This window comes from Pedobacter sp. WC2501, from assembly GCF_052682415.1.
In genome coordinates this window covers 5,813,764-5,826,738 of record NZ_JBQZFI010000001.1, presented here as the reverse complement: position 1 = coordinate 5,826,738, position 12,975 = coordinate 5,813,764, and the positions used below count along the sequence as shown (strand labels likewise).

General features: G+C 43.6%; 7 protein-coding genes. All 7 read left to right on the top strand.

Translation table 11 applies throughout. The features are described 5' to 3' along the window. Window positions 1–132: 132 nt before the first annotated feature. Window positions 133–849 (top strand): Fe2+-dependent dioxygenase, encoded by a 717-nt coding sequence (locus tag ACUN24_RS24315; protein ID WP_445564858.1) that lies wholly within the window; start codon window positions 133–135, stop codon window positions 847–849. Between the two features lie 10 nt (window positions 850–859). Further along, the gene (locus tag ACUN24_RS24310) at window positions 860–1,984 is read left to right on the top strand and encodes an ABC transporter substrate-binding protein (protein WP_445564857.1); all 1,125 of its coding nucleotides are present in this window, start codon (window positions 860–862) and stop codon (window positions 1,982–1,984) included. A gap of 1 nt (window position 1,985) precedes the next feature. Beyond that, window positions 1,986–2,924: a formyltransferase family protein gene (locus ACUN24_RS24305; protein ID WP_445564856.1), complete on the top strand. Its 939-nt coding sequence runs from the start codon at window positions 1,986–1,988 to the stop codon at window positions 2,922–2,924. Window positions 2,925–2,930: 6 nt separating this feature from the next. After that, window positions 2,931–3,539: a phage tail protein gene (locus tag ACUN24_RS24300; RefSeq protein WP_445564855.1), complete on the top strand. Its 609-nt coding sequence runs from the start codon at window positions 2,931–2,933 to the stop codon at window positions 3,537–3,539. Between the two features lie 24 nt (window positions 3,540–3,563). Continuing rightward, a complete protein-coding gene (locus ACUN24_RS24295; RefSeq protein ID WP_445564854.1) occupies window positions 3,564–4,181 on the top strand; it encodes a phage tail protein in 618 nt (205 codons plus the stop codon). 31 nt (window positions 4,182–4,212) lie between these two features. Beyond that, window positions 4,213–4,833, top strand: a complete 621-nt coding sequence (locus ACUN24_RS24290; RefSeq protein WP_445564853.1) for a phage tail protein — start codon at window positions 4,213–4,215, stop codon at window positions 4,831–4,833. A 106-nt stretch (window positions 4,834–4,939) separates the two neighbouring features. Next, a complete protein-coding gene (locus ACUN24_RS24285) occupies window positions 4,940–12,964 on the top strand; it encodes an MBG domain-containing protein (protein WP_445564852.1) in 8,025 nt (2,674 codons plus the stop codon). Window positions 12,965–12,975: the final 11 nt, after the last annotated feature.

The following is a 12,975-nucleotide window of genomic DNA, read 5'->3' as shown; positions in this document are numbered from 1 at the left end:
AGATTTGCGTCTATTAAAGTAGATCACCTATTCAATAAAGTTGTTGACTTATGTCAAATTATTTCGACAGATATGACATTGGATATAAAAAGTTATTAATAGATTTACACTAATCTAACCAAAGCGCTCTTCATGAACTCTCAATCCCCAAACGGATATGTGAAAGATAATTGTATTTTGAATGGTACATATTTGCATATCCAAAATTTACTTAGCGAAACAGAAGTTAAGGATATCAGTTTTCTTCTTAAGTCCGGGGCATTTGATGACGGTAGGTTAACGGCATACAGTGCTGCAAAAGAAGTAAAAAGCAACTTGCAGCTTAATCATCAAACACAGGAGCACGCAGCCATTCAACAAAATATTTTAGCTGCACTCAACCGCAATACCTTATTCAGAAATGCGGTCTTACCACACAGTATTCATCCCTTTGTGATTAGTAATTATAAGCCTGGCATGCACTATGGCTGGCATGTGGATAGTCCGGTTATGGGCAATATGATCCGCACTGATATCGCCTTAACCATTTTTCTGAATGATCCTGAAGAATATGATGGGGGTGAACTGGAACTCCAGACTGCGAATGGTAATATATTATATAAGCTAAATAAGGGAGACGCCATTTGCTATCCATGCACCCAGTTACATCGCGTACGGGAAGTTACCCGTGGCGAGCGAAACGTTGCGGTAAGCTGGGTGCAGTCACTGGTTAAAGAAACAGTATACAGAAAAATGTTATTTGAAATTTTCCAGGTCACTGAAAATCTCCGTAACAAAGCACTGGTTGAAGAAGAATATCTTGTATTACAGCAACACTATAGTAATCTTTTGCGAATGTGGGCAAATTAATTAGAATTTAATGGCAACTAAAAAATTAACAGTCGGCGTTTTGCTTTCCAATTCAAGTATCCTGCCTATGGCTAAGCACTTTAGTACAGGGTTAAAAAATGGACTTAAGGATTTAAACCAGGAGGTTGAGTTAGAAATTGTGCCCGAATTTATCGGACAAGGTTCCCGTGAACTGGCTGAGGCTGCGATTACCAAGTTGGTTGGTTTTGATGACGCCGACGTAATTACTGGGATAGTTTCCAATAAAGTAGGTATTGATCTTTCAGAAAAGATAGCAAATATTAAACGGCCGTTCATTATTAATAACATAGGTGAGCATTTGCCAGATCCTGAAAAGTTTAACGATTATATGTTCCTGAATTCCATTCATACCTGGCAGCAGTTATGGTCTATTGGTCAATGGGGAGTTCAAACTTTTGGTAAAAAAGGAATGTATGTATCTGGGTTGTACGACTGTGGGTATTCATTTCAAAGCATGTTAAGTGCTGGTATGGAATCGGCAGCCGGTGGGGTAACTATGCCATTTGCTATTGCACCGACACCAAACCCCAAAGAAACCGGCGATATTGCCGCTGTATTTGAGCATATACACATTTACAAGCCTGATTTTATTCTGGCTACTTTTTGCGGAAAAGAAGCTGAAATTTTCTTAACACAATATGTGGAGCAGGGCTTGCATAAAACAACTCCGCTACTTGGTTTGCCGTTTCTGCTGGAACCATTTACCACATCTGAGCCAGTTGAGGTTTATACTACATTATCGTTAAACCGCGAACTAAAACAGGATCAGCTTGATGAAGTCAGTGAGGTAATGGCAAATCCTTTTACGCAGTTTGGTTTTGAAACGGGTCTGCTAATTGCTCAGGCGGTTAAAGACCAAGGCGGAAAATCTTTGCAAAAAGCCATTTCCGAAGCGGCCATTGAAACGGCACGGGGATGTGTTGAAATTGAACCCCGCTCAAATGCGATGCAGAGTAGGGTTTACCTGGTCAAAAATACTTTTAATGGAATCAAAGATGAAATATCCCGGCAGTTGATCGGTGAACTGGAGACGATTAATGTTAATCATCAAGATGTACAGCGGATTAACAGCCAAACCTCTTCCTTTTGGATGAATCCTTATCTCGGCATATAGTATGAAAATAGCGGTTATTTGCAATTCAGATTCGCTCGCATTTCCAACTGTCCAGGCATTAGCTGCTCAGGGGCTTTTAGGTGGTGTTGCTATGCTGAAGCGAAGCAGCAAAATATTGCTGGGACCGCTGCTGGCTATGGGTTTGTCTACTGATCAGGTATTGCTGTTGAATAAAATATCCTGGCAACAGGAAATGCAACAGTGGTTAACGGCATCAGATGTAGATGCGGTTTGGGTATTTGGTTTTCCCTGGGTAATTCCTGATGATATGCTTCAGATGGTACATCATGGTTATTTCAATTTTCATTTTGGTGAATTACCAAAGTATAGTGGAGCTGATCCGATATTCTGGCAACTCAGAAACAATGAACGCTTTGCAAGCCTGACTGTACATCAAATGACGGCAGATATAGATGCAGGCCCGGTTTTGTGGTCAAATCAACTACCCATTATAAAAGGTGAAAATTATGGGTTGCTTTGCCAGCGTTTAGGGTTTATGGCTGTAGATGTAATACCTATACTGGTGAATAACAGTAGCCATCTGCCTGTTAAAAATGAAAATACTGAAGATATGGCGAGGTATGAAAAAAGACCTGATCATCGGGAGCTTGCGATCAATTGGAAGCAGCACTCTGCAGATGAAATAGAGTGTCTGATCAATGCAGCCAACCCAAAATATGATGGTGCCACAGCCTGGATTAAAAATGCAGAAGTGCGCATACTGGAAGGATCACCGGCAGAAATTCAGTTACCGGAAGGGGCGAAGCCAGAACCCGGCACTATAGTTTATGCTGATACACTCTATGGATTGATTGTAGCATGTCGGGAAAATCGTTTTTTAAAGATCAATATTTTGCACATGCGCGAAGGCTATTTTTCAGGAAGTAAGCTCTTCCAGATGGGCATAAAAGCAGGAGAGAAATTTATAAACCTAAATTAAAATACAATGGAAGGAACAATTGCTGAAGTCCGGATTTTTGCCGGCGATTTTGCACCTAGAAACTGGGCGTTTTGCCAGGGCCAGTTGTTAAACGTGAACAGTAACCAGGCAGTTTTTGCCATAGTAGGTACTTTGTACGGTGGTGATGGGCGCTCCACTTTCGGGTTGCCAGATTTACGCAGCAGAACAGTAGTAGGTGTAGGAGCAGGTGCAAATTTGTCTGTTTATACACCAGGGCAAAAAATAGGCGTAGAAACGGTACCACTTACTGTAAACCAAATACCTGCGCATACGCATACCGCCACAGTTACTCCTGGAACGGGTAATGGTATCGGTAATGCTACATTCTATGCCAACCCTGGCGGAGGTACGCAAGATAATGGGCTAAATGCTTTTATCAGTAAAGATGGATCCGGCCAGCTTACCAATTACGCTACGGGCGGCACTTTGAGCGCTTTAGATAATAATTGTATACAGGTTACAAATGTTAACATTCCCAATCCGACTGTTGCATTACAACCCGCAGGAGCCAGTGCCGGGCATAATAACATCATGCCAAGCATTGCACTTAATTACATTATCTGTATACAAGGATATTTTCCATCAAGAAATTAATCACTAAACCTTAATAAAATAATTATGGAAGGAACAGTTGGCGAAATCCGTGCATTTGCAGGCACTTTCGCACCAATAAACTGGAAGTTTTGCCAAGGGCAACAAATGGACTTATCTCAATATTATGTTTTATATGCAATAATCGGCACCATTTATGGCGGCGATGGCGTAAATGCTTTCAATTTACCCAACATTGCCAGTCGTATAGTGGTAGGAGCTGGTCAAGGTTCTGGCCTAAGCGCTTATCCATTAGGACAGGTAAACGGAGAGGAAAGTCATACACTAACTTCATCGGAGTTGCCAATACATAACCATCAAATTACACCTACTTTCAGTACCACCGCCGCATCAGTAAACATTTCATTAAATGCTGTTGCTTCAGGTGGTGGTTTGGATAGTCCGGTAGGTAATTACTTGGGGCAGGATACATCCACTACTGATAATATATATGCTAGTCTGGCAAGTTCACCAAATCTTGTTGACCTGAATAGTAATGCTGCACAGGTTAGCAACCTCTCACCGCCAATACCCAATGTAACCATCGGTATAGCAGGAAGTAGCTTGCCACACAATAATATACAACCGGTACTGGCTGTAAACTACATCATTTGTATAGAAGGACTTTTCCCTTCGAGAAACTAAATAAATTGATTCATACTAAATTTTATCAACAATGGAAGGAACTATAGGAGAGGTAAGGATGTTCGCTGGAACGTTTGCACCGATGAGCTGGTCAATTTGTGGCGGGCAAACTTTAGCAATACGTACCTATACCGCATTATATTCAATAATTGGTACTAATTATGGCGGCGATGGTACAAGCACATTTAAATTACCTGATTTACAGGGAAGAACTATTGTAGGTGCAGGTCAGGGGCCCGGGCTTTCAGCATATAACATAGGTGAATCAGAGGGTACAGAATCAGTAACAATCGACCTGTCGCAAATGGCGGCTCATATCCATAATTTAAGCTATATACCTGCAGCTGGCACAGCTAATGTAACTGTGAAGGTATCACCTAATGAATATGATCAACCCGGCCCGGTCGGCAATCTTCTAGGTGCCCCGAATGGATCATCAGAAATGTTGTATGGTGTACCACAGGCACCTATACAGCCGTTACCCATGGCCAATGGTACACTTAGTATACAAAGTGTAACGGGACCTCAATTAACGGCTATGGTTATTGCGCCAAGTGGCTCGGCTACGCCTGCCGTACACGAGAACAGACAGCCTTCTATGGCGCTTAATTATGTGATTTGTATACAAGGAATTTTTCCTGCAAGAGATTAAAAAATCAACTTATCACAATCATTTATCAGTATAACCGGTAAACTTCAATCCCGGTTATACTTTTTTATTTCTACCACAAGTATTGAAGATTTATAAAAGTAGTTATATGAGAAAATTTTACAACATTGTTCCATTTCTATTTGCAATTGTGACATTATTGTTGATGGGTTTATCTAATGCTAAGGCGCAGTTGGCACCGGGGGATTTGGCCATTATAGGAATGAATGCCGGTCCAGATGGCTATAGTACTCCATCTAACTTTACGGATCCAACTCGTCAATTTGCAATCGTTGCATTGGCTCCCATACCAGCAAATGAAGTAATCTTTATTACTGACCGCGGTTGGTTAAATGGATCGCCAGGCAGTTTCTCAAATGCTACTTTGGATGGAACTATTAAGTTTGTTCCATCAGCGTTGATTCCAGCCGGCACTGTGATGGTATTCAAAATAAATGCGAGCGGCACTACAACTAAGACAGTTAGTGTGTCTAAACCCGATGGCACAATTGTACCCACCACTGAACTTACAGCAACTGGTTGGGGAACGGGTGGGTTTTCGGCACCTTGGAATAAGGATACTGGCGACCAGTTATTGATCTATCAGGGCAGTGCCACTACACCCACATTTATTTTTGCCTTTAATAATATTACCTCTTCTGCAAATGCCAATAGTTCTAACGGTTGGTCTACAGATCCTGGTAGTAATAGCGGTAGTAATTATATGATTAAAGGTAATATAATATATAGTGAATTGCCGAGTACTTTGCCAGCTGGAAACTCTATAGGTTTCTTGACATCTACAGCAGCAAGATATCCTAATGTAAGCTATAGTCCATTAGCTGGTATGACCAGTGGCTCGAAAGCAGATTGGCTCGCAGATATTATTAATTCAAGTAGGTGGACTTCATCTTCAAGTGCAAATACGCCACAAAATTTTGCAGACGGTTTCGGTTCAAGCAATATTACACAATTTAACCTGGGCAGCTCGACAGCACCTACGGTTACAGCCGCGAAGATCAGCATTAGCGGCGCAAGTGGCACAGGTGGTGCATTCAAGATAGGGGATATTGTAACCGCAACCTGGGACAATACAGCCAGCGGCGATAATAATTCGGGTATCACAGCAGTAACAGTTGACTTTAGCCAGTTCGGTGGCGGTGCTGCAGTTTCGGCTAGCGAAAATAGCGGAACCTGGACAGCAACTTCTACGATTACCGCCGGCACTATTGATGCCACAAGCAGAAATATTTCAATAACGGCAACAAATTCAGTCGGGCCAACCACTACAGTCGATGATGCTAATGCTACCGTGGATAACCAGGCACCAACAGTTACTGATGCCAGAATCAGTATCAGCGGTGCCAGCGGTACTGGCGGCGCATATAAAATAGGCGATGTAGTAACCGCCAACTGGAACAATACGGCAGCTGGCGATAACAATACGGATGTCATTTCTACAGTAATAGTTAACTTCAGTGAGTTTGGTGGAGGTACAGCAGTTGTTGCCACCAATAGTAGTGGCACCTGGACGGCAACTTATACAATTGCGGCAGGAAGTCTCAATCAAATAACAAATAGGAACATAGCGGTAACCGCTACTGATAATGCTGGAAACAGCACTACTACAGCTGACGGTACCAATGCTACCATTGATAGCCAAGCTCCGGCTGCCCCGGTTGTTGTTACGCCTGCAAATTCATCAAGCACGAGTTCTACAACCCCAACTTATACAGGTACAGCCGAACTAAACAGTATCGTTACCGTATATGTAGATAACACATCTATAGGTACTGCTACAACTGATGGCAGTGGTAACTGGAGTAAAGTACAGTTGTCAGCACTCACTTATGCTACACATAGCGTAGAAGCAACGGCAACTGATGCCGCTGCTAATGTAAGTATAACAAGTAACAGCAATACTTTTACAGTATTTGCTGCTAACCAGGCGCCTGTACTAACAACATCAGGAGGAATAACTTCATTTTTAGGTTCACAAATTGTTGTAGATAATGGGTTAACGATTTCTGATACGGATAATACTACGCTCGCCAGTGCTACGGTAACTATTTCTGGAAATCTCCAAACTGCACAGGACGTTTTAGCGTTTACCAATACCAGTAGTGCTATTTACGGAAATATTATTGGTAGCTATACTGCCGGAAGCGGTACATTAACTTTAACTTCGGCTGGTGCTACCGCTACATTAGCGCAATGGCAATCGGCTTTGAGGTCAGTTACTTACAATAATACAGCAAGTTCACCTAATACAGCAAGCAGGACCATCTCCATTATTGCGAGTGATGGAATGAATAATAGTAATACCGCTACTAAAACTTTAACCGTAACTAATCAGGTTTCGGTAATATCAATTGTTCGTGTGGCTTCAAATCCAACTAATGCCACTTTGATAAGTTATATCATTACTTTTGATAAAGCGGTAACTGGCATTAACACTTTTAATTTCTCTGTAACCACGGCTGGTATTACCAGTGCGGGTGTATCTTCCGTTTCGGGCTCAGGCACTACTTATACAGTTACTTTGAACACAGGCACAGGCTCCGGAACGATCACTTTAAATCTGGCTAATTCAATAGGCATTTCTCCTGGTGTGGGTACAACATTACCCTATGTAGGAGAAACCTACACTATTGATAAAATCGCACCATCCGTTTCATCGGTAGCTGTTCCAGCTAGTGGTACTTACACTACTGCTCAAAATCTTGATTTTACAGTTAATTTTTCGGAAGCTGTTACGGTTGATGTCACAGGTGGTATACCATATATCGCTGTGACTTTAAATACAGGTGGCACTGTACGTGCAAATTATATTTCAGGAAGTGGTACCTCTTCACTTTCATATCGATATACGGTTGCGAGCACCGATAGAGATTTGGATGGTATTGCTTTAGGAGGGTTAAATATTAATGGGGCTACTATCGTAGACGTAGCAGGTAATGACGCAAATACCACTTTAAACAATGTGGGCAGTACCGCTGGTGTGCTGGTAGATGGAACTCCAAACACTTCCCAAACCATTACATTCAATACATTGCCTACAAAAACTTATGGTGATGCAGACTTTGCCCCGGGAGCTACAAGTAATAATTCAGGTATTCCGGTTACATATACCAGTAGCAATACCAATGTAGCAACCATTGTGAATGGTGAAATTCACATCATTGCCGCAGGTACATCAACAATTACTGCCAGTCAGGCAGGAGATGCAACTCACAGTGCAGCGACAGATGTGCAGCAGGAATTAACCGTAAACAAGAAAACGGTAACGGTAACGGCGGCAGCGAAAAGCAAAACCTATGGTGACGCTGATCCGGCATTGACTTATACCTCTGCACCTGCATTGGTAACAGGCGATAGCTTCAGTGGAAGTCTAAGCAGGTCACCTGGAGAAAATGTGGGTACGTATGCGATCAACCAGGGTACACTGGCACTGAATGGTAACTATACTTTAACTTACATTGGTGCTGATTTAACAATCGGTGCAAAAACGATCACGGTAACGGCCGCAGCGAAAAGCAAAACCTATGGCGATGCAGATCCTGCACTGACTTATACTTTTGCTCCTTCACTGGTAACAGGTGATAGCTTCAGCGGAAGCCTGACCCGGTCACCAGGCGAAAATGTGGGTACTTATGCAATCAACCAGGGAACACTAGCCTTGAACAGCAATTATACCTTAACTTATGTTGGTGCTGATTTAACGATTGGTGCAAAAACGGTAACGGTAACCGCAGCAGCGAAAAGCAAAACCTATGGCGATGCAGATCCTGCACTGACTTATACTTCTGCCCCTGCATTGGTAACAGGCGATAGCTTCAGCGGAAGCCTGACCCGGTCACCTGGAGAAAATGTGGGTACGTATGCGATCAACCAGGGTACGCTTGCACTAAATGGTAACTATACTTTAACCTACATCAGTGCTGATTTAACGATCGGTGCAAAAACAGTTACAGTAACAGCCGTAGCGAAAAGCAAAACCTATGGCGATGCCGATCCTGCACTGACTTATACCTCTGCCCCTGCATTGGTAACAGGCGATAGCTTCAGCGGAAGCCTGACCCGGTCACCAGGCGAAAATGTGGGTACTTATGCAATCAACCAGGGAACACTAGCCTTGAACAGCAATTATACCTTAACTTATGTTGGTGCTGATTTAACGATCGGTGCAAAAACGGTAACGGTAACCGCAGCAGCGAAAAGCAAAACCTATGGCGATGCCGATCCTGCACTGACTTATACCTCTGCACCTTCACTGGTAACAGGCGATAGCTTCAGCGGAAGCCTGACCAGGTTACCTGGAGAAAATGTGGGTACTTATGCGATCAACCAGGGTACGCTTGCACTTAACAGCAATTATACCTTAACTTATGTTGGTGCTGATTTAACGATTGGTGCAAAAACGATCACGGTAACAGCCGCAGCGAAAAGCAAAACCTATGGCGATGCCGATCCTGCCCTGACTTATACCTCTGCCCCTGCATTGGTAACAGGCGATAGCTTCAGCGGAAGCCTGAGCAGATCACCAGGCGAAAACGTGGGTACTTATGCTATCAACCAGGGTACACTTGCACTAAATGGTAACTATACTTTAACCTACATCAGTGCTGATTTAACGATCGGTACAAAAACAGTTACGGTAACAGCCGCAGCGAAAAGCAAAACCTATGGCGATGCTGATCCTGCATTGACTTACACCTCTGCACCTTCACTGGTAACAGGTGATAGCTTCAGCGGAAGTCTAAGCAGGTTACCTGGCGAAAACGTGGGTACTTATGCTATCAACCAGGGAACATTGGCTTTGAGCAGCAACTATATCTTGACTTATGTTGGTGCAGATTTAACGATAGGTGCAAAAACGGTAACGGTAACAGCGGCAGCGAAAAACAAAACCTATGGCGATGCAGATCCGGCATTGAATTATACCTCTGCGCCTTCACTGGTAACAGGCGATAGCTTCAGCGGAAGCCTGAGCAGGTCACCTGGAGAAAATGTGGGTACGTATGCGATCAACCAGGGAACACTTGCTTTGAATAGCAATTATACTTTAACTTACATTGGTGCTGATTTAACGATCGGTGCGAAAACGGTAACGGTAACAGCGGCAGCGAAAAGCAAAACCTATGGTGACGCTGATCCTGCACTGACGTATACTTTTGCGCCTTCACTGGTAACAGGCGATAGCTTCAGCGGAAGTCTAAGCAGGTTACCTGGCGAAAACGTGGGTACTTATGCGATCAACCAGGGTACACTAGCCTTGAACGGTAACTATACTTTAACTTATGTTGGTGCAGATTTAACGATAGGTGCAAAAACGGTAACGGTAACAGCGGCAGCGAAAAACAAAACCTATGGCGATGCAGATCCGGCATTGAATTATACCTCTGCGCCTTCACTGGTAACAGGCGATAGCTTCAGCGGAAGCCTGAGCAGGTCACCTGGAGAAAATGTGGGTACGTATGCGATCAACCAGGGAACACTTGCTTTGAATAGCAATTATACTTTAACTTACATTGGTGCTGATTTAACGATCGGTGCGAAAACGGTAACGGTAACGGCGGCAGCGAAAAGCAAAACCTATGGTGACGCTGATCCTGCACTGACGTATACTTTTGCGCCTTCACTGGTAACAGGCGATAGCTTCAGCGGAAGCCTGAGCAGATTACCTGGCGAAAACGTGGGTACTTATGCGATCAACCAGGGTACACTAGCCTTGAACGGTAACTATACTTTAACTTATGTTGGTGCTGATTTAACGATCGGTGCAAAAACAGTAACGGTAACGGCCGCAGCGAAAAGCAAAACCTATGGCGATGCAGATCCTGCACTGACTTATACCTCTGCACCTGCATTGGTAACAGGCGATAGCTTCAGCGGAAGCCTGAGCAGGTCACCTGGAGAAAATGTGGGTACGTATGCGATCAACCAGGGAACACTTGCTTTGAATAGCAATTATACTTTAACTTACATTGGTGCTGATTTAACGATCGGTGCGAAAACGGTAACGGTAACGGCGGCAGCGAAAAGCAAAACCTATGGTGACGCTGATCCTGCACTGACGTATACTTTTGCGCCTTCACTGGTAACAGGCGATAGCTTCAGCGGAAGCCTGAGCAGATTACCTGGCGAAAACGTGGGTACTTATGCGATCAACCAGGGTACACTAGCCTTGAACGGTAACTATACTTTAACTTATGTTGGTGCTGATTTAACGATCGGTGCAAAAACAGTAACGGTAACGGCCGCAGCGAAAAGCAAAACCTATGGCGATGCAGATCCTGCACTGACTTATACCTCTGCACCTGCATTGGTAACAGGCGATAGCTTCAGCGGAAGCCTGAGCAGGTCACCTGGAGAAAATGTGGGTACTTATGCGATCAATCAGGGTACGCTTGCACTAAATGGTAACTATACCTTAACGTATGTTGGTGCTGATTTAACAATTGGTGCAAAAACGGTAACGGTAACGGCGGCAGCGAAAAGCAAAACCTATGGTGACGCTGATCCGGCACTGACTTATACCTCTGCACCTGCATTGGTAACAGGCGATAGCTTCAGCGGAAGCCTAAGCAGGTCACCTGGAGAAAATGTGGGTACGTATGCGATCAACCAGGGAACACTGGCATTGAATGGCAACTATACCTTAACTTACATTGGTGCTGATTTAACGATCGGTGCAAAAACGGTTACGGTAACCGCAGCAGCAAAAAGCAAAACCTATGGTGATGCTGATCCTGCACTGACTTATGCCTTTGCGCCTTCACTGGTAACAGGCGATAGCTTCAGCGGAAGTCTAAGCAGATCACCTGGAGAAAATGTGGGTGTTTATGCGATCAACCAGGGTACGCTTGCACTGAACGGTAACTATACTTTAACTTATGTTGGTGCTGATTTAACGATCGGTGCAAAAACAGTTAGGGTAACAGCAGCTGCGAAAAGCAAAACCTATGGAGATGCAGATCCGGCATTGACTTACACCTTTGCGCCTTCACTGGTAACAGGTGACAGTTTCAGCGGAAGCCTGACCAGGTTACCTGGCGAAAACGTGGGCACGTATGCAATCAACCAGGGTACACTTGCACTGAATGGTAACTATACCTTGACTTATGTTGGTGCTGATTTAACGATCGGCGCAAAAACAGTAACGGTAACAGCCGCTGCAAAAAGCAAAACCTATGGCGATGCTGATCCTGTACTGACTTATACCTTTGCTCCGGCACTGGTTGGAACAGATACTTTCAGCGGAAGTCTGACCAGATCACCTGGAGAAAATGTGGGTACGTATGCGATCAATCAAGGTACACTGGCCTTGAACAGCAATTACACCTTGACTTATGTTGGTGCTAACCTGACCATTACTAAATCTGTACTCACTGTTACGGCAATCAATGCGGTAATGTGCCAGTCAGACGGTTTCCCAACGTTTGGAGTAACTTATACTGGTTTTAAAGCAGGTGATACTGAAAATTCATTGGGTACAAAACCAACTGTCATTACTACTGCCAATAGAAATGTAGCAGGCAATTATGTACTGGTACCATCTGGTGGTGTGTCAAACAATTATAGTTTTGTATATGTAAACGGTACATTAACAATCAATGCAGTTCCATCGGTAAGTATTGTAAGCAATAAAGGTACTGAAATCAGTAAGGGTGAAACCACGGTATTAACTGCCAGTGGAGGCACAGCTTACAGTTGGTCTACAGCAAGCGGCATTATCAGCGGACAGAATACCGCATCCCTCAGCGTTCGTCCGGCACAAACTACAACGTATATGGTTCGGGTAACCAATGCGAGCGGTTGCGTTAGCTCCGCGTCGATCACGATTAAGATAAACGAGGATTATAAGTTGGTTGCGAATAATATCTTAACGCCAAATGGAGATGGTATAAATGATACCTGGCTTGTACAGAACATTGATATGTATCCAAATAACGAAGTTCGGATATTTGATCGCAACGGCAGGGAAATGTACAGTAAAAAATCGTATGATAACAGCTGGAATGGAACTATCGGAGGAAATGACCTTGCGGAAGGAACTTATTATTACATCATTACTTATGGCCCAAATAAATTGGTTCAAAAGGGATTTATTACGATTATCAGAAACCGCTAAGAAAATGAAAA